Origin of the sequence: Escherichia sp. TW09308, assembly GCF_000208565.1 — a bacterium.
Taxonomy (GTDB): Bacteria; Pseudomonadota; Gammaproteobacteria; order Enterobacterales; family Enterobacteriaceae; genus Escherichia; species Escherichia marmotae.
In genome coordinates this window covers 436,635-455,359 of record NZ_AEME01000001.1, presented here as the reverse complement: position 1 = coordinate 455,359, position 18,725 = coordinate 436,635, and the positions used below count along the sequence as shown (strand labels likewise).

20 protein-coding genes and 1 other annotated feature are annotated in these 18,725 nt (G+C 50.3%); of the genes, 12 read left to right on the top strand and 8 right to left on the bottom strand.

All coding sequences use genetic code 11. The features are described from left to right. Positions 1-82: 82 nt before the first annotated feature. On the bottom strand, positions 83-2,344 hold the full coding sequence (gene katE / locus ESM_RS0102320; protein WP_000077827.1) for a catalase HPII: 2,262 nt from the start codon (positions 2,342-2,344) through the stop codon (positions 83-85). Between the two features lie 182 nt (positions 2,345-2,526). On the opposite strand from katE, the gene cedA reads away from it, so the two are divergent. Further along, positions 2,527-2,790, top strand: coding sequence for a cell division activator CedA (gene cedA, locus ESM_RS0102315; protein WP_001241549.1), 264 nt, complete (start codon positions 2,527-2,529; stop codon positions 2,788-2,790). Between the two features lie 45 nt (positions 2,791-2,835). Here cedA and tcyP read toward each other — a convergent pair whose 3' ends face one another. The 3 genes from tcyP to hxpB all read right to left on the bottom strand — a co-directional run bounded on the left by tcyP (position 2,836) and on the right by hxpB (position 5,782). After that, a complete protein-coding gene (tcyP, locus tag ESM_RS0102310) occupies positions 2,836-4,227 on the bottom strand; it encodes a cystine/sulfocysteine:cation symporter (RefSeq protein WP_001010689.1) in 1,392 nt (463 codons plus the stop codon). 132 nt (positions 4,228-4,359) lie between these two features. After that, the gene (locus tag ESM_RS0102305) at positions 4,360-4,950 is read right to left on the bottom strand and encodes a metal-dependent hydrolase (RefSeq protein WP_001516308.1); all 591 of its coding nucleotides are present in this window, start codon (positions 4,948-4,950) and stop codon (positions 4,360-4,362) included. Positions 4,951-5,113: 163 nt separating this feature from the next. Then, positions 5,114-5,782, bottom strand: a complete 669-nt coding sequence (gene hxpB / locus ESM_RS0102300; RefSeq protein ID WP_000106844.1) for a hexitol phosphatase HxpB — start codon at positions 5,780-5,782, stop codon at positions 5,114-5,116. 146 nt (positions 5,783-5,928) lie between these two features. Between hxpB and ESM_RS0102295 the strand changes: the two genes are divergently transcribed. Then, on the top strand, positions 5,929-6,465 hold the full coding sequence (locus ESM_RS0102295) for a YniB family protein (protein ID WP_000222161.1): 537 nt from the start codon (positions 5,929-5,931) through the stop codon (positions 6,463-6,465). 40 nt (positions 6,466-6,505) lie between these two features. On the opposite strand, the gene ESM_RS0102290 is transcribed toward ESM_RS0102295, so the two are convergent. From ESM_RS0102290 to pfkB, 3 genes are all read right to left on the bottom strand, one after another. Further along, positions 6,506-7,366: a fructosamine kinase family protein gene (locus tag ESM_RS0102290; RefSeq protein WP_000267664.1), complete on the bottom strand. Its 861-nt coding sequence runs from the start codon at positions 7,364-7,366 to the stop codon at positions 6,506-6,508. 105 nt (positions 7,367-7,471) lie between these two features. Next, positions 7,472-7,762, bottom strand: a complete 291-nt coding sequence (gene ghoS / locus ESM_RS0102285) for a type V toxin-antitoxin system endoribonuclease antitoxin GhoS (protein ID WP_000896961.1) — start codon at positions 7,760-7,762, stop codon at positions 7,472-7,474. Between the two features lie 100 nt (positions 7,763-7,862). After that, positions 7,863-8,792: a 6-phosphofructokinase II gene (gene pfkB, locus ESM_RS0102280; RefSeq protein WP_000251744.1), complete on the bottom strand. Its 930-nt coding sequence runs from the start codon at positions 8,790-8,792 to the stop codon at positions 7,863-7,865. A 286-nt stretch (positions 8,793-9,078) separates the two neighbouring features. Here pfkB and ESM_RS0102275 point away from each other — a divergent pair, with 286 nt between their 5' ends. Continuing rightward, positions 9,079-9,837, top strand: coding sequence for a DUF481 domain-containing protein (locus ESM_RS0102275; RefSeq protein ID WP_000771407.1), 759 nt, complete (start codon positions 9,079-9,081; stop codon positions 9,835-9,837). A 62-nt stretch (positions 9,838-9,899) separates the two neighbouring features. Here the strand turns inward: ESM_RS0102275 and yniD are convergent, their stop codons facing one another. Then, complete coding sequence (gene yniD / locus ESM_RS01000000123800; protein WP_001142445.1) at positions 9,900-10,007, bottom strand: small membrane protein YniD; 108 nt, start codon at positions 10,005-10,007, stop codon at positions 9,900-9,902. Positions 10,008-10,308: 301 nt separating this feature from the next. Here yniD and thrS point away from each other — a divergent pair, with 301 nt between their 5' ends. The 9 genes from thrS to btuC all read left to right on the top strand — a co-directional run bounded on the left by thrS (position 10,309) and on the right by btuC (position 18,701). Next, positions 10,309-12,237 (top strand): threonine--tRNA ligase, encoded by a 1,929-nt coding sequence (gene thrS, locus ESM_RS0102265; RefSeq protein ID WP_001144185.1) that lies wholly within the window; start codon positions 10,309-10,311, stop codon positions 12,235-12,237. Between the two features lie 3 nt (positions 12,238-12,240). Further along, a complete protein-coding gene (infC, locus tag ESM_RS01000000123795) occupies positions 12,241-12,783 on the top strand; it encodes a translation initiation factor IF-3 (RefSeq protein ID WP_001700733.1) in 543 nt (180 codons plus the stop codon). A gap of 92 nt (positions 12,784-12,875) precedes the next feature. Continuing rightward, complete coding sequence (gene rpmI / locus ESM_RS0102255) at positions 12,876-13,073, top strand: 50S ribosomal protein L35 (RefSeq protein WP_001124225.1); 198 nt, start codon at positions 12,876-12,878, stop codon at positions 13,071-13,073. 51 nt (positions 13,074-13,124) lie between these two features. Continuing rightward, positions 13,125-13,481 carry a 50S ribosomal protein L20 gene (gene rplT, locus ESM_RS0102250; protein WP_000124850.1) on the top strand — a complete coding sequence of 119 codons (357 nt, stop codon included), beginning with the start codon at positions 13,125-13,127 and terminating at the stop codon, positions 13,479-13,481. Between the two features lie 116 nt (positions 13,482-13,597). After that, positions 13,598-13,722 (top strand) — a sequence feature (Phe leader region). Beyond that, on the top strand, positions 13,604-13,648 hold the full coding sequence (gene pheM, locus ESM_RS1000000128260) for a pheST operon leader peptide PheM (RefSeq protein ID WP_001386830.1): 45 nt from the start codon (positions 13,604-13,606) through the stop codon (positions 13,646-13,648). (Overlaps the previous feature by 45 nt.) A 208-nt stretch (positions 13,723-13,930) precedes the next feature. Then, entirely contained in the window at positions 13,931-14,914 is a 984-nt protein-coding gene (pheS, locus tag ESM_RS0102245) for a phenylalanine--tRNA ligase subunit alpha (RefSeq protein WP_000018588.1), read from the top strand. A 14-nt stretch (positions 14,915-14,928) separates the two neighbouring features. Continuing rightward, a complete protein-coding gene (pheT, locus tag ESM_RS0102240) occupies positions 14,929-17,316 on the top strand; it encodes a phenylalanine--tRNA ligase subunit beta (protein ID WP_000672317.1) in 2,388 nt (795 codons plus the stop codon). 4 nt (positions 17,317-17,320) lie between these two features. After that, positions 17,321-17,620: an integration host factor subunit alpha gene (gene ihfA, locus ESM_RS0102235; protein ID WP_001229265.1), complete on the top strand. Its 300-nt coding sequence runs from the start codon at positions 17,321-17,323 to the stop codon at positions 17,618-17,620. Positions 17,621-17,720: 100 nt separating this feature from the next. After that, positions 17,721-18,701 carry a vitamin B12 ABC transporter permease BtuC gene (btuC, locus tag ESM_RS0102230; RefSeq protein ID WP_000956546.1) on the top strand — a complete coding sequence of 327 codons (981 nt, stop codon included), beginning with the start codon at positions 17,721-17,723 and terminating at the stop codon, positions 18,699-18,701. Positions 18,702-18,725: the final 24 nt, after the last annotated feature.

Below are 18,725 nucleotides of genomic sequence, written 5' to 3'. Positions count from 1 at the left end.
TTTCAATATATTATGAATTATTACGCTAGACCTGATAAGCGCAGTGCATCAGGCAAAGGCGGCGCAACTGCGCCGCCTATATTCAGGCAGGGATTTTGTCAATCTTAGGGATACGTGACCAGACGCGGTGCGCCGCTATCAGAGTCAGTAACTCATTCATAAAATTGCCGTCAGCTCTGTCGGCTTCAACAATCCCTTCTTCAGCCTGGTCATCGACCTTGATTGTTGCCTTGAACTTGCGTGCATCTCCCGTCAGGGCTATCGGTTTAAGGTGTTTATAGGCTTCCATCAGGTAGTAGTTTGCGTCGCCGTTGTCTGCGATATCCGCGATATTGCCGCATGGGACAATAACCGCATCAACCGTCAGTGAGGGGGCTCCAGCAAAGGTAGCGGCTATTGGCAATAGTGTACCGTCATCTGCTGTCACTTCTCCCATCCGTGAATAAAGCAGTTTGGCATGAACGCCTTTAGCTTTCAGTGCCTTGAGCATTTCCAGAAGGTCTGCCGATCTCACCTCATCATTAAGCAAAATCGCGACCACACGGCCTTTCACATCCCCATCCGGAATGGCATACAGACTTAACGCAGGATCTTTTTTCAGCCCGTTCACGTCCGGTGGTGGCGTAATGTTCAGTTGGTCGTCTGTCAGTGCGATACCGAGATTTTTTGCTACCGCTTGCGCCAGGTTGAGATCGATATGCGCTAGCTGGTCAACAACGCGCTCACGAATATATGGGCGTACAACTTTACTCAACTCAAAGCTGAAAGCATCGATAATATGGCGCTGTTCGAATGGTGTCTGGCTTAACCAGAACAGGCGCGGATGGGAATAATATTCGCCAAACGATGGGCTACGCTCGCGCACCTTATTGCCTTCTACGCGCTCCTGATAGGATTCAAAACCTCCGCGTTTCGGCCCCGGCGGTGTTTCTCGCGGCCAGTTATCGTTGATCGAATTCGGTTCGTAGTTTGCTGGGTTAGTGTCGATTCCCATCCGATGCATGCCGTCACGCTGGTAATTGTGGTACGGGCAGGTTGGGCGGTTAATTGGAATTTCATGGAAATTCGGCCCGCCAAGACGGCTGATTTGTGTGTCGGTGTAGGAGAACAAACGCCCCTGCAACAGCGGATCGTTGGTGAAATCCAGACCGGGGACAATGTGTCCAGGATGGAAAGCCACTTGTTCATTTTCGGCAAAAAAGTTATCCGGGTTACGATTGAGTACCATTTTACCGACGCGCTGAACGGGGACTAACTCTTCCGGGATAAGTTTTGTTGGGTCAAGCAGGTCGAAGTCGAATTTGAATTCATCCTCTTCCGCAATTAACTGGAAGCCAAGTTCATATTCCGGGAAGTCGCCCGCTTCAATCGCTTCCCACAGTTCGCGACGGTGGAAGTCCGGGTCTCGCCCCGTCAGTTTCTGCGCCTCATCCCATACCAGCGAGGCTTTACCTGCCAGTGGTTTCCAGTGGAAACGCACAAAGGTTGCTTTACCTTCGGCGTTAATCAGGCGGAAGGTGTGAATGCCGAAGCCTTCCATTGTGCGATAACTGCGGGGGAGCCCACGGTCTGACATCGCCCACATTACGTTATGCAGGGTTTCAGGTTGCAGGGAAACATAATCCCAGAAAGTGTCGTGGGCGCTGCCTCCCTGTGGGATCGCCCAGTGCGGCTCCGGTTTTACCGCATGAACAAAATCGGGGAATTTGTGTGCATCCTGAATAAAGAAGATCGGCGTGTTGTTGCCAACGAGATCAAAAATACCTTCTTCGGTATAGAACTTGGTGGCGAAACCACGGATATCACGCACGGTATCTGCCGAGCCAGCGCCTCCCTGAACGGTAGAGAAGCGCACAAATACCGGAGTGATTTTGTTCGGATCAGACAGAAAATCGGCTTTGGTGATGTCGCTCAAGTTTTTATACGGCTGGAAATAGCCGTGAGCAGCAGAACCGCGTGCGTGAACAATACGCTCCGGGATGCGTTCGTGGTCAAAGTGAGTGATTTTCTCACGCAGAATAAAATCTTCCAGCAGCGTAGGCCCACGGCTACCGGCACGCAGGGAGTTTTGATCGTCGGCTATGCGTACGCCCTGATTGGTGGTCAGTGCATAATTCTCGCTACCTTTACGCACATCTTCCAGGGAATTTATTTTTTCATTACGCGTATCCGGCGCTTTCAGGCTACCTGGCGCAGTAGGTTGTGCACCAGGCGGGGTCGGTTCAGCCGCTGGACGATGAGAGCCGTCCTCAGGTGCCAGTGAGTCCATCCCGGGTTTCGCTTCGCTCGAATCGTGCAGGGGGGACTGGTGCTGATGTGGGTTCTTTTCGTTATGTTGCGACATTGAACTCGTCTCCTTATTTCATTGCTGAAAGGGCCGCTGTTTTGGTCAAAAAACCTTCTAACTATAGACCACCAGGGGGATCTCGCTCTGGAAGTGGTGCCAGAGAAGGTTTTTGGGAATGTACGCAAAGCAGGACGGACGGGGGCTAAATCGGCTAAACTACAGTTTTTCTGATTTTTAATATGCGTTTAGTGAAGCCAGTAATGAAGAAACCGCTACGTCAGCAAAACCGCCCGATTATTAGCTATGTTCCGCGCACAGAACCCGCGCCGCCAGAACATGCGGTTAAAATGGATTCGTTTCGTGATGTCTGGATACTGCGCGGCAAGTATGTGGCGTTTGTCCTGGTGGGGGAATCATTCCTGCGCTCACCGGCGTTTAGCGTACCGGAGTCGGCCCAGCGTTGGGCAAATCAGGTGCGGCAAGAAAATGAGATCGAAGAATAAATAAACGCCTGTCGGATGACAGGCGTTTTGCGTTATAAACCAGGATTAACGGTGTGCCAGCTCGGCGTCGTCTTCGCTGTCCAGAATGGACTTATCGGTTTGCTTCAGCCACTGGCTGGTCAGCGTACCTGCGGTCATTGAGCCGCTAACGTTCAATGCAGTTCGGCCCATATCGATAAGCGGTTCAACGGAGATTAGCAGAGCCACCAGCGTTACCGGTAAGCCCATTGCTGGCAGAACAATCAACGCGGCGAATGTCGCACCACCACCAACACCTGCAACACCTGCTGAACTCACCGTGACGATACCGACGAGTGTCGCAATCCACATTGGATCCAGCGGGTTAATGCCAACTGTAGGTGCAACCATCACCGCCAGCATTGCCGGATACAAACCAGCACAGCCGTTCTGACCAATGGTCGCACCGAAAGAAGCGGCGAAACTGGCAATGGATTCAGGAACACCCAGACGACGCGTTTGCGCTTCTACGTTCAGCGGAATAGACGCGGCGCTGGAGCGACTGGTGAAGGCAAACGTCAGTACTGGCCATACTTTACGGAAGTATTTCAGCGGGCTTACGCCGTTAATACCCAGCAGAATGCCATGTACCGCAAACATAATGATAAGACCCAGGTAGGACGCGACAACGAAGCTACCCAGCTTAATGATGTCTTGCAGATTGGAACCGGCAACGACTTTGGTCATCAGCGCAAGCACGCCGTAAGGGGTCAATTGCATGACCAGGCGAACCAGTTTCATCACCCAGCTTTGCAGCGTGTCGATAGCGGTTAAGACGCGTTCACCTTTCGGCGCATCATCTTTCAGCAGTTTTAGCGCGGCGACACCAAGGAAGGCGGCAAAAATTACCACGCTGATAATTGACGTCGGATTGGCACCAGTCAAATCGGCAAACGGGTTTTTCGGGATAAAGGACAGAATGAGTTGCGGAACACTTAAGTCTGCAACTTTACCAACATAGTTGCTTTCGATAGCGTTCAGACGCGCCGTCTCTGCGCCACCCTGAACCAGACCTTCAGCAGTCAGACCAAACAGGTTGGTCACCAGCACACCGACCAGCGCCGCAATCAGCGTGGTAAACAGCAGCGTACCGATGGTCAGAAAACTGATTTTGCCTAACTGAGATGCGTTATGCAGGCGAGCAACCGCGCTCAGAATAGAGGCGAATACTAACGGCATGACGATCATTTGCAGTAGCTGAACATAGCCGTTACCGACAATGTTAAACCACTGTACAGAATCTTTAAGTACCTGGCTGTCAGAACCATAAATGGTGTGCAGAGCAAGGCCAAAGACCACGCCCATCACCAGACCCACCAGCACTTTTTTTGCCAGACTCCACTGTTTGTGGCGAGTCTGGGCCAACGCAAACAGCAGCACAACGAACACCACGATGTTCGCAATTAATGGAAAGTTCATCCCCGTTCTCCTGATCTTATTATTTCTATCACTGTGTAACAGTCATAGTGTTGTCGCAAGATTAACAGAACTGTGAGCTGGCTCTTATATTCAAATGGAATTGCTTATTCCAGAAAGACGGTTTTTGCCGCTTTAATATTCAACCTGATGCTTAATAAGGCGATGAAACTGGATCTGCAAGGTATTGATCATTTCCGATGACCAACGCACGGCACTGTTTTCGGGCAATGAATGGGGCATCCACACCGACCAGACAAATAATGCCATGCAGAGAAAACGTTCCAGTTGATTGCCCTTTTGTGGCACCAGAATTGGCAGGCGGAAGCGCCAGCGACATGGCCAGAGGAGGGGAACGCCAGCCGGTGTCAGCATATCGGCAAGGATATGGCTCAAATAACCCAGCACCATACCTTGCAAAGCATCAGCCGGAATAAACCAGCTTTCCGGAACTTTAAGATAAAAGGTCGCCAGCAACGCAAAGACCGCCAGCAGACTGTGGGTAAATCCACGGTGTCCAAATGCCCGGGCAATGGGTTTTGATATCCACTTTAATCGCTGCCCAAGAAACGATTTTGGGTGGTCGATGTCCGGTAACAGACACGTTAAGATTGCGGAAGGGACAATATGCCACCAGTCACCCTGTGCCAGCACGGGCGTTAGTTCGGCATTTTTGGCAAATACCGCGCAAGCAATAGAAAAAAGAAGGTGACCTTCCGCCGTCATGATAAAACTCACTAAACTGTCGATACGTACAGTATAGGATTTTTATACAGTGCGCGGAAGTGGTGACGGTGTAACTCTTTATCACAAAATGATGATAAATCCGCCAGTTGAATAAAAATTCAGATAAAAAACCAGGGGCAGTGATGACACTGCCCGATTTTTATTAGCCGAGGAGGTCTTCCGCGGTGAGTTCGGTGAGAGATGAAAGCTTCACGTTTGCCAACACAAAACGTGGATCATTTTGCGCTTCTGGCGCAGGAACGACGATGGAACGCATACGGGCTGCTTTAGAGGCGATCATACCGTTTACAGAATCTTCCAGCGCCACGCAGGCCAGCGGATCAATACCCAGCTTTGCTGCGCAGTCGAGATACACTTGCGGGTGCGGTTTGCTGTAAGGCAGTTTTTCTGCGGAGGCGAGGGCATCGAAACTGTCACGTAAGTCAAACATGGTCAGCACTTTTTCCAGCATATGTAACGGCGACGCAGAGGCCAGGCCAACCAATAAACCGTGTTCTTTGCACAGCGCAACGGCCTCACGCACACCAGGCAGTAATGGCCGAGTCTCTTCAACCAGTGAAATGGCACGAGCAATAACCCGTTCTACCACTTCCTGACGACCCGGCCCACGCCACGGTTGCCGGGCGTACCACAGATCAACCACCATATCGATGCGTAAACCTAAGGTGTCCGGTAGCTCGTTACGACGGGAGATGTCCACCCCCAGGCTTGCCATCACATCCAGTTCGGCTCGATCCCATAAAGGTTCAGAGTCGATAAGTAATCCATCCATATCGAAAATTGCAGCAAGAATCTGTCGCGGGGTTGACATTACAACCTCTCCTTTAGAGCATTAAGTGTAAGGTATTAAGCAGTGCTTATGATTAAGCGCCTATCATATCGCCTTTAAAGAATGGGCGAAAACAGATATCTACAGGTAAACTAAGTGAATCGACGCGTCTTAATCAAGGAGAACTCATGACGTATCAACAAGCTGGACGCATTGCTGTTTTGAAAAGGATTTTCGGTTGGGTGATTTTTATACCCGCACTGATCTCTACGCTGATTTCTTTGCTGAAATTTATGAATACCCGGCAGGAAAATCAGGAAGGCATTAATGCGGTCATGCTCGACTTTACCCATGTCATGATCGATATGATGCAGGCGAATACGCCTTTTTTGAATCTGTTCTGGTACAACTCACCGACGCCCAATTTTAATGGCGGTGTGAATATTATGTTCTGGGTGATTTTCATCCTGATATTTGTTGGACTTGCGTTGCAAGATTCCGGTGCCCGTATGAGCCGCCAGGCGCGTTTCTTACGTGAAGGTGTTGAGGATCAACTCATTCTGGAGAAGGCTAAAGGAGACGAGGGGTTAACGCGTGAACAGATTGAGTCACGCATTGTTGTTCCGCACCATACCATTTTCTTGCAGTTTTTTTCACTCTATATCCTGCCGGTCATTTGTATTGCTGCTGGGTATGTGTTTTTTTCTCTGCTTGGGTTTATTTAATCAAAAGGCCGCGCGAAGCGGCCATTATCATCAACTCACATCACGCCGCTAATAATCTATCCAGTGACTGCTGAGCAATAACCAAATGCTGCCCGCCAAACAACCTTGCACGATTAAGTAACGTGTAGAGCTGGTAAATTGGTTGACGTTCGAGGAAATCTGCCGGTAGCGGTGAAACTGACTGATAGCCGTCATAGATTTGCGGCGGTTGTTCAGTGTGCAGCGGCAACATCGCCAGATCGCACTCTCTGTCGCCCCAGTAACAAGCGGGATCGAAAATGTACGGGCCATTCGGACCCAGCGCACAGTTTCCGGACCATAAATCACCGTGTAACAGTGACGGCTGCGGCTGATGTGAGGCCAGACGTTGCTGAATGTGTTCGACGATGGCGTCGATATTGCCGAAGGCGATCCCTTTTTCTGCCGCCAGTTCCAGTTGCCAGCCAATACGTTGTTCAGCAAAAAACGTTGCCCAGCGACGTTGCCAGGTGTTGGGTTGTGGAGTAGTCGAAAGTGCGTTATCGAAATCGAGGCCAAATTGTGGCTGATCACTCCATTGATGCAGGCGCGCAATTTGCTGCCCTAAAATAAATGCGTTGTGTGCATCCAATGGGCGAGGCGGGAGATAGTCCATCACCAAAAAACTGTAGTCCCGGTCAGCGCCAACAGCCCAGACTCTGGGCACAGTAACGGTTTTACTGCGTGATAATAATTCCAGTTGATCGGCTTCGGCGGTAAAACCGGAAAGCAGGTCCCTTTCATCACATTTGACGAAAAAATCACGTCCAGCATAGCGCAAATGCCATGCGGCATGGACTTCCCCGCCAGGCAGTTCATTACGCAGTTCGATTTCGCCTTCACCTAACTGCTCGCTCAAAAGACGACTGATTGCCTGCCACATGATGTCTCTCCCATGTTGTCTGCCAGATCATAAAGTTAGCGCAAGAATGCGGTGAAAAAACACGAGCTAACGCACACCACAGACTGATTATTGCCCAAAAACCATTTATTTTCTGTCGCTATACCATTTCTCCCAGGTGGTGATTGTGATTTCCGGGGATTTGCCGGTTGCACTTTGGGTAAGCCCGGCAACCAGCTCTCTTATTTCATCTTCATTTTGAGTACTGATAAGCCCAAAGGTGTTCGTTCCCAGCTCATGGATATTTCCGTCATCATCCGTCATGGTCAGTAAAAAACCGTCGCGTGTCAGAAAGTTATTTAACTCATTAATTTCAGTTAATGTGTCTTCATGCAACATGACGGTAATGACATAGCGGACAAGGTCGCCACCGGCCATAATTCACCTCTTTGTTATCACGTGATTTTTTAGCATAGTCGGAGAAACGCGTTGCCGACAGGTTTGTGGTGATTCCCCCAATGTTGGGGGAATATCTCTATTAGTGGGAAAGGTAAGCGTAAATTTTTTGCGTATCGTCATGGGAGCACAGGCGAGTTCCTTGATTGAGCGTGGCGGCACTACCTGCGGCTACGCCAAAACGAACCATTTCTTCAAGAGGGGCATTTTCCGCCAGCTTCAGCGTCATCGCGCCGACCATGCTGTCACCTGCACCGACGGTACTCTGGCTTTTCACCGGTGGCGGCACTACCTGAATGCAGTTTTCGCTGTCCACTCCCAACGCCCCTTGCGGGCCAAGAGAAACAACAACCCGTTTGGCCTTACCACTATTTACGATTTCCTGCGCGGCTTTGCGCACATCATCTGGCTGGGTGAGTTCGCGATTGACCAGTGCGCTGAGCTCTTTCTGGTTAGGTTTCACCAGTTCGATATTGCCAATGGCCAGTGCCGCGCTTAGTGCATCGCCGGAACTGTCGACAATGCAACGAATCCCTTGTTTTTGTGCAGCGGAGATAAGTTGAGTTAATTTTTCCAGCTTCACACCTGGGGGCAGACTGCCGCTTATGACCAGGATAGCCCCAGATTCAATTTCCAGAACCTGTTCTTCAAGTTGACGAAATTCATCTTCACTTAACGTCGCGCCAGGCATGACAAATCGGTACTGCTCACCCGTAGATTCTACATGTACGTGCAGATTCTGGCGGGTCCAGTCTTTTGCTTCGACAGTGGCGACCGGGACATTTTCATCAGCCAGCAGTGAAACCAGATGTTCGCCGGTTGCGCCGCCAGCCGGGAAGATTGCCGTGGCGCTACCCCCAAGGTGAGCAATGGCGCGGGCGACGTTAATACCGCCGCCACCAGGCTCAAACACCGGGGCGGTACAGCGCAGTTTTCCTTCGGGATAAATTTGCGGGGTAATTGTTGCGCTATCGAGAGAAGGCGCAAGTGTCAACGTATAGATACGTACCATCATTTCCTCCTATAGGCTGATTTCAGTCTGGCACTGAATCAGTGGAAAGTGAAGAAATTAACAATATGATTTATTGGATATTTATATAAAATTAATCGGGTAAAGATATATAAATAAATATCTGTTTTCGCAATGTGCTTATTCAAAAAATGAAATAAGAAGTCATTGCTAAGTTTTTCACTCCTTTTTATAATTTGTTACCTTTCCAGGGACGCTACTCTTTGATCCTCAAGAAAGTTTCCGGGACCGCGATGGTCTCTTTTTTTGTTGTACGGACTTTTAATAAATGAAGCTTTTGAAGACAGTTCCTGCCATCGTTATGTTGGCGGGGGGTATGTTTGCGTCTCTGAATGCAACTGCCGATGATTCCGTTTTTACTGTCATGGACGACCCTGCCAGCGCCAAAAAACCTTTCGAAGGTAATCTGAATGCAGGTTACCTTGCACAATCAGGTAACACGAAAAGTTCTTCACTAACGGCTGATACCACTATGACCTGGTATGGGTATACTACTGCCTGGTCGCTGTGGGGGAACGCCAGCAATACGTCTTCTAATGATGAACGTTCTTCGGAAAAATATGCGGTGGGCGGGCGTAGCCGTTTTAATTTAACTGACTATGACTATTTATTTGGTCAGGCTAGTTGGCTGACAGACCGTTATAACGGTTATCGCGAACGCGATGTGCTGACTGCGGGTTATGGTCGCCAGTTTTTGAATGGTCCGGTACACAGTTTCCGCTTTGAATTCGGTCCTGGCGTGCGTTACGACAAATATACCGACAATGCCAGTGAAACTCAGCCGCTGGGTTATGCTTCCGGGGCTTATGCGTGGCAGTTGACCGACAACACTAAATTTACCCAAGGTGTTTCCGTCTTTGGCGCGGAAGACACGACGTTAAACTCGGAAAGTGCGCTGAATGTTGCCATCAATGAGCATTTCGGTCTTAAAGTGGCTTACAACGTCACGTGGAACTCTGAACCGCCTGAATCGGCCCCAGAACATACTGACCGCCGAACAACGTTATCGCTGGGATATAAAATGTAACTATTACTGCCGGACTGCGACGTGCGGTCTGGCTTTTACGTTAGCGGATAGAGTCTTACCATTCAGCCCCAAATCATTGCTGCCCAACGCAGTAACAGCATCGCGCCACAGATAGCCAGTAGTACCACCACCATCTTCCAGTGTTTTTTGTCAAAACGTTTTGTCGGCATGCGATTTTCCTGCGTATTTCGAGTAGTCGATAATCGAGTGTAACAAAATGGGCAGGTGTTGCCTGTGTTGATTTATATCATATCGATCATGGTGATTGTCGCTTTGCCCGACAACAAATACCGTGTAAACTGCCAGGCGGTATTATCAGAAAGTGGGTGTAGGTCTGGCATCACCAACCGGTATGCTGTGACATATTTCGCAGAGTGAAGCGGGAATCAATCCAAACCTTTTTGGTAAATTTCATATGAATCTTTGTATGTGATCTTTCGTGTGGGTCACCACTGCAAATAAGGATATAACATGCCTGTTATTACTCTTCCTGATGGCAGCCAACGCCATTACGACCACGCTGTAAGCCCCATGGATGTTGCGCTGGACATTGGTCCAGGTCTGGCGAAAGCCTGTATCGCAGGGCGCGTTAATGGCGAACTGGTAGATGCGTGCGATTTGATTGAAAACGACGCTAAACTGGCGATCATTACCGCTAAAGACGAAGAAGGTCTGGAGATCATTCGTCACTCCTGCGCGCACCTGTTAGGGCACGCAATTAAACAACTTTGGCCGCATACCAAAATGGCAATCGGCCCGGTTATTGACAACGGTTTCTATTATGACGTTGATCTTGACCGCACGTTAACCCAGGAAGATGTCGAAGCACTCGAGAAGCGGATGCATGAGCTTGCTGAGAAAAACTACGACGTCATTAAGAAGAAAGTTAGCTGGCACGAAGCGCGTGAAACGTTTGTTAAACGCGGCGAGAGCTATAAAGTCTCCATCCTGGACGAAAATATTGCCCATGATGACCTGCCGGGTCTCTATTTTCATGAAGAATATGTCGATATGTGCCGCGGTCCGCACGTACCGAACATGCGTTTCTGCCATCACTTCAAACTGATGAAAACGGCAGGGGCTTACTGGCGCGGCGATAGCAACAACAAAATGTTGCAGCGTATTTACGGTACTGCGTGGGCAGACAAAAAAGCCCTCAACGCTTACCTGCAGCGCCTGGAAGAAGCCGCGAAACGCGACCACCGTAAAATCGGTAAGCAGCTTGACCTGTACCATATGCAGGAAGAAGCGCCGGGTATGGTGTTCTGGCACAACGACGGCTGGACAATCTTCCGTGAACTGGAAGTGTTCGTACGTTCTAAACTGAAAGAGTACCAGTATCAGGAAGTAAAAGGTCCGTTCATGATGGACCGCGTCCTGTGGGAAAAAACCGGACACTGGGAAAACTACAAAGATGCGATGTTCACCACGTCTTCAGAGAACCGTGAATACTGCATTAAGCCGATGAACTGCCCGGGTCACGTACAAATTTTCAACCAGGGGCTGAAGTCGTATCGCGATCTGCCGCTGCGTATGGCCGAGTTCGGTAGCTGCCACCGTAACGAGCCGTCAGGTTCTCTGCATGGACTGATGCGTGTACGTGGTTTCACCCAGGATGACGCGCATATCTTCTGTACTGAAGAACAAATTCGCGATGAAGTTAACGGATGTATCCGTTTAGTCTATGATATGTACAGCACTTTTGGCTTCGAGAAAATCGTGGTCAAACTTTCCACTCGTCCTGAAAAACGTATTGGCAGCGACGAAATGTGGGATCGTGCTGAGGCGGACCTGGCAGTTGCGCTGGAAGAAAACAACATCCCGTTTGAATATCAACTGGGTGAAGGCGCTTTCTACGGTCCGAAAATTGAATTTACCCTGTATGACTGCCTCGATCGTGCATGGCAGTGCGGTACGGTACAGCTGGACTTCTCCTTGCCGTCTCGTCTGAGCGCCTCCTATGTGGGCGAAGACAACGAGCGTAAGGTTCCGGTAATGATTCACCGCGCAATTCTGGGGTCTATGGAACGTTTCATCGGTATCCTGACCGAAGAGTTCGCTGGTTTCTTCCCGACCTGGCTTGCGCCGGTTCAGGTTGTTATCATGAACATTACTGATTCGCAGTCTGAATACGTTAACGAATTGACGCAAAAACTATCAAATGCGGGCATTCGTGTTAAAGCAGACTTGAGAAATGAGAAGATTGGCTTTAAAATCCGCGAGCACACTTTGCGTCGCGTCCCGTATATGTTGGTCTGTGGTGATAAAGAGGTGGAATCTGGCAAAGTTGCCGTTCGCACCCGCCGTGGTAAAGACCTGGGAAGCATGGACGTAAATGAAGTGATCGAGAAGCTGCAACAAGAGATTCGCAGCCGCAGTCTTAAACAATTGGAGGAATAAGGTATTAAAGGCGGAAAACGAGTTCAAACGGCGCGCCCTAACCGTATTAATGGCGAAATTCGCGCCCAGGAAGTTCGCTTAACAGGTCTGGAAGGCGAGCAGCTTGGTATTGTGAGTCTGAGAGAAGCTCTGGAGAAAGCTGAAGAAGCCGGAGTAGACTTAGTCGAGATCAGCCCTAACGCCGAGCCGCCGGTTTGTCGTATCATGGATTACGGCAAATTCCTCTATGAAAAGAGCAAGTCTTCTAAGGAACAGAAGAAAAAGCAAAAAGTTATCCAGGTTAAGGAAATTAAATTCCGTCCTGGTACAGATGAAGGCGACTATCAGGTAAAACTCCGCAGCCTGATTCGCTTTCTGGAAGAGGGTGATAAAGCCAAAATCACACTGCGTTTCCGCGGTCGTGAGATGGCGCACCAGCAAATCGGTATGGAAGTGCTTAATCGCGTGAAAGACGATTTGCAAGAACTGGCAGTGGTCGAATCCTTCCCAACGAAGATCGAAGGCCGCCAGATGATCATGGTGCTCGCTCCTAAGAAGAAACAGTAAGGCCATCAAGTAATCATTCCTGTGGGCCTCGGCTCACAGGGTGATTCGCCTTTGTTTCTGTTTATCAACAATGCGAAGTGGAAGTTATTAAAATGCCAAAAATTAAGACCGTACGCGGTGCTGCTAAGCGCTTCAAAAAAACCGGTAAAGGTGGTTTTAAGCACAAGCACGCTAACCTGCGTCACATTCTGACCAAAAAAGCGACCAAACGTAAACGTCACCTGCGTCCGAAAGCCATGGTTTCTAAAGGCGATCTGGGCCTGGTAATCGCGTGCCTGCCGTACGCATAAGCCGTTAACGTTTTTTAACTTTTTAATTAGAATAGATACAGGAGAGCACATATGGCTCGCGTAAAACGTGGTGTTATTGCACGCGCACGTCACAAGAAAATTTTGAAACAAGCTAAAGGCTACTACGGTGCGCGTTCTCGCGTATACCGCGTTGCCTTCCAGGCTGTTATCAAGGCTGGTCAGTATGCTTACCGTGACCGTCGTCAACGTAAGCGTCAGTTCCGTCAACTGTGGATTGCGCGTATCAACGCAGCAGCACGTCAGAACGGTATTTCTTACAGCAAATTCATCAATGGCCTGAAAAAAGCCTCTGTTGAAATCGACCGTAAGATCCTGGCTGACATCGCAGTATTCGACAAAGTAGCGTTCACCGCTCTGGTTGAAAAAGCGAAAGCAGCTCTGGCATAAGCCAGTTGAAAGAGGGAGCTTGTCTCCCTCTTTTCGTTTCAACACTATCAGAACATTGACTTTTATCGTCGTAGCCTTTTCAATAAAGGTCTTTTGAAAAGTTCCAAAAGGTAACGCAAGCAATGAATGCTGCTATTTTCCGCTTCTTTTTTTACTTTAGCACCTGACTCCAGGAGGCTAGCGCGTGAGAAGAGAAACGGAAAACAGCGCCTGAAAGCCTCCCAGTGGAGGCTTTTTTTGTATGCGCGTTCTGAAAAATAAAAAGCCTGTCTCATCAGGCGTAATTGTCGCAGTCAGTTTGGACACGGCCAGCGCGGAGAAACCGGAGCGTACTTAAGTACGTGAGGATTTCGAGCACTGTCCGGGACAAAATGGCAAGTAAAATAGCCTGATGGGATAGGCTCTAAGTCCAACGAACCAGTGTCACCACCGACACAATGAGGAAAACCATGTCACATCTCGCAGAACTGGTTGCCAGTGCGAAGGCGGCCATTAGCCAGGCGTCAGATGTTGCCGCGTTAGACAATGTGCGCGTCGAATATTTGGGTAAAAAAGGGCACTTGACCCTTCAGATGACGACCCTGCGTGAGCTGCCGCCAGAAGAGCGTCCGGCAGCCGGTGCGGTTATCAACGAAGCAAAAGAGCAGGTGCAGCAGGCGCTGAATGCGCGTAAAGCCGAGCTGGAAAGCGCGGCGTTGAATGCGCGTCTGGCAGCAGAGACTATTGATGTCTCCTTGCCGGGGCGTCGTATTGAAAACGGCGGTCTGCATCCGGTGACCCGTACTATCGACCGTATCGAAAGTTTCTTCGGTGAGCTTGGCTTTACCGTGGCTACCGGGCCGGAAATCGAAGACGATTATCATAACTTTGATGCTCTGAACATTCCAGGTCACCACCCGGCGCGCGCTGACCACGACACTTTCTGGTTTGATGCTACTCGCCTGCTGCGTACCCAGACGTCTGGCGTACAGATCCGCACCATGAAAGCCCAGCAGCCACCGATTCGTATCATCGCACCTGGCCGTGTTTATCGTAACGACTACGACCAGACTCACACACCGATGTTCCATCAGATGGAAGGCCTGATTGTTGACACCAACATCAGCTTTACCAACCTGAAAGGCACACTGCACGACTTCCTGCGTAACTTCTTTGAAGAAGATTTGCAGATCCGCTTCCGTCCTTCCTACTTCCCGTTCACCGAACCGTCTGCAGAAGTGGACGTTATGGGTAAAAACGGCAAATGGTTGGAAGTGCTGGGTTGCGGCATGGTGCATCCAAATGTGCTGCGTAACGTCGGTATCGACCCGGAAGTTTACTCCGGTTTTGCCTTTGGGATGGGGATGGAGCGCCTGACTATGTTGCGTTACGGCGTCACCGACCTGCGTTCATTCTTCGAAAACGATCTGCGTTTCCTCAAACAGTTTAAATAAGGCAGGAATAGATTATGAAATTCAGTGAACTGTGGTTACGCGAATGGGTGAACCCAGCGATTGATAGCGATGCGCTGGCGAATCAAATCACTATGGCGGGTCTGGAAGTTGACGGTGTAGAACCGGTTGCCGGTAGCTTCCATGGCGTGGTTGTTGGTGAAGTAGTTGAGTGCGCACAGCATCCAAACGCTGACAAACTGCGAGTGACGAAAGTCAACGTTGGTGGTGATCGCCTGCTGGATATTGTCTGTGGCGCACCAAACTGCCGTCAGGGCCTGCGTGTGGCGGTAGCGACCATTGGTGCTGTTCTGCCGGGTGATTTTAAAATTAAAGCGGCGAAACTGCGTGGCGAACCGTCTGAAGGGATGCTGTGCTCTTTCTCCGAGCTGGGCATTTCTGACGATCATAACGGCATTATTGAACTGCCAGCGGATGCGCCGATTGGTACTGACATTCGTGAATACCTGAAACTCGATGATAACACTATCGAAATCAGCGTTACGCCAAACCGTGCCGACTGCTTAGGCATCATTGGTGTTGCGCGCGACGTTGCTGTGCTGAACCAGTTGCCGTTGGTTGAACCGGAAATCATTCCGGTTGGTGCAACCATTGACGATACGTTGCCGATTGCAGTAGAAGCGCCTGAAGCCTGCCCGCGTTATCTTGGTCGCGTCGTAAAAGGCATTAACGTTAAAGCCCCAACTCCGCTGTGGATGAAAGAAAAACTGCGTCGCTGCGGCATTCGTTCTATCGATGCGGTCGTTGACGTGACCAACTACGTGCTCCTTGAACTGGGTCAACCGATGCACGCTTTCGATAAAGATCGCATTGAAGGCGGTATTGTGGTGCGGATGGCGAAAGAGGGTGAAACGCTGGTGTTGCTCGATGGCACTGAAGCGAAGCTGAATGCTGACACTCTGGTTATTGCTGACCACAACAAGGCACTGGCAATGGGTGGCATCTTCGGCGGCGAACATTCTGGCGTAAATGAAGAAACGCAAAACGTTTTGCTGGAATGCGCTTTCTTCAGCCCGCTGTCTATCACCGGTCGTGCTCGTCGTCATGGCCTGCATACCGATGCGTCTCACCGTTACGAGCGTGGTGTTGATCCGGCACTGCAGCATAAAGCAATGGAACGTGCGACTCGTCTGCTGATTGACATTTGCGGCGGTGAAGCAGGTCCGGTTATCGATATCACCAACGAAGCAACGCTGCCGAAGCGTGCGACTATCACTTTACGTCGCAGCAAACTGGATCGCCTGATCGGCCATCATATTGCCGATGAGCAGGTTACCGACATTCTGCGCCGCCTCGGCTGCAAAGTGACCGAAGGTAAGGACGAGTGGCAGGCAGTTGCGCCGAGCTGGCGTTTCGACATGGAGATTGAAGAGGATCTGGTCGAAGAGGTCGCTCGTGTTTATGGCTACAACAACATTCCGGACGAGCCGGTGCAGGCGAGCCTGATTATGGGCACTCACCGCGAAGCTGACCTGTCGCTCAAGCGTGTGAAAACGCTTCTCAACGACAAAGGCTATCAGGAAGTGATCACCTACAGCTTCGTGGATCCGAAAGTTCAGCAGATGATCCACCCGGGTGCAGAAGCGTTACTGCTGCCAAGTCCGATCTCGGTTGAAATGTCAGCAATGCGCCTTTCTTTGTGGACTGGCCTGCTGGCAACGGTAGTGTACAACCAGAACCGTCAGCAAAACCGTGTGCGTATTTTCGAAAGTGGTCTGCGTTTTGTTCCGGACACCCAGGCACCATTGGGCATTCGTCAGGATCTGATGTTAGCTGGTGTTATTTGCGGTAACCGTTATGAAGAGCACTGGAACCTGGCAAAAGAGACCGTTGATTTCTATGATTTGAAAGGTGATCTGGAATCCGTTCTCGACCTGACTGGTAAACTGAATGAGGTTGAGTTCCGTGCAGAAGCGAATCCGGCGCTGCATCCTGGACAATCCGCAGCGATTTATCTGAAAGGTGAACGCATTGGTTTTGTTGGGGTTGTTCATCCTGAACTGGAACGTAAACTGGATCTCAACGGTCGCACTCTGGTGTTCGAACTGGAGTGGAGCAAGCTCGCAGACCGCGTGGTGCCTCAAGCGCGCGAGATTTCTCGCTTCCCGGCGAACCGTCGCGACATCGCGGTTGTGGTCGCAGAAAACGTTCCCGCTGCGGATATTTTATCCGAATGTAAGAAAGTTGGCGTAAATCAGGTAGTTGGCGTAAACTTATTTGACGTGTACCGCGGTAAGGGTGTTGCGGAGGGGTATAAGAGCCTCGCCATAAGCCTGATCCTGCAAGATACCAGCCGTACACTCGAAGAAGAGGAGATTGCCGCTACCGTCGCCAAATGTGTAGAGGCATTAAAAGAGCGATTCCAGGCATCATTGAGGGATTGAACCTATGGCGCTTACAAAAGCTGAAATGTCAGAATATCTGTTTGATAAGCTTGGGCTTAGCAAGCGGGATGCCAAAGAACTGGTTGAACTGTTTTTCGAAGAGATCCGTCGCGCTCTGGAAAACGGCGAGCAGGTAAAACTCTCTGGCTTTGGTAACTTCGATCTGCGTGATAAGAATCAACGTCCGGGACGTAACCCGAAAACGGGCGAAGATATTCCCATTACAGCACGGCGCGTGGTGACCTTCAGACCAGGGCAGAAGTTAAAAAGCCGGGTCGAAAACGCTTCGCCCAAAGACGAGTAATCTGATCTAACTAAAAAGGCCGCTCTGCGGCCTTTTTTCTTTTCACTCCCGCTGAGTCACCGTAAAATCAACAGCATTATTCTGAAGCTGAACGGATATCATGCTGACACTTGCCCGCCAACAACAGCGACAAAATGTACGCTGGTTATTTACCTTGTCAGCATTAATGCTGCTGGCGCTTCTTTTAAGCCTTTGTGCTGGTGAACAATGGATCTCGCCAGATGACTGGTTTACCCCCCGAGGCGAGCTTTTTATCTGGCAAATACGTCTTCCGCGCACGCTGGCTGTGCTATTGGTTGGAGCGGCGCTGGCATTGTCCGGTGCAGTGATGCAGGCGTTATTTGAAAACCCATTGGCAGAACCCGGGCTACTCGGCGTCTCTAACGGTGCAGGTGTGGGGCTTATTGCTGCTGTATTGCTGGGGCAAGGGCAATTACCTGAGTGGGCGCTGGGACTTTGTGCTATTGCTGGTGCGCTCATTATCACTTTAATTCTCTTACGTTTTGCTCGTCGTCATCTTTCGACCAGCCGATTATTGCTGGCGGGGGTTGCATTAGGGATTATCTGTAGTGCATTAATGACGTGGGCCATCTACTTTTCCACTTCTGTTGATTTACGGCAGTTGATGTATTGGATGATGGGCGGCTTTGGCGGCGTTGAGTGGCGGCAAAGTTGGTTGATGCTGGCGTTGATTCCCGTGCTGCTGTGGGTCTGCTGCCAGTCCAGACCGATGAATATGTTAGCGCTTGGTGAGATCCCGGCGCGACAGTTAGGTTTGCCTCTGTGGTTCTGGCGCAATGTGCTGGTGGCCGCGACCGGCTGGATGGTCGGCGTCAGTGTGGCGCTTGCTGGTGCTATCGGATTTATTGGGTTGGTGATCCCGCATATTCTGCGGCTGTGCGGGTTAACCGATCATCGTGTATTGCTTCCCGGCTGTGCGTTGGCGGGAGCTACCGCATTGCTTCTCGCTGATATTGTCGCTCGCCTGGCGCTGGTTTCCGCCGAGTTGCCCATTGGTGTGGTCACCGCAACCCTGGGAGCGCCGGTGTTTATCTGGTTATTGTTAAAAGCAGGGCGTTAGCCGCAAAAGACGGTCTATGATTAA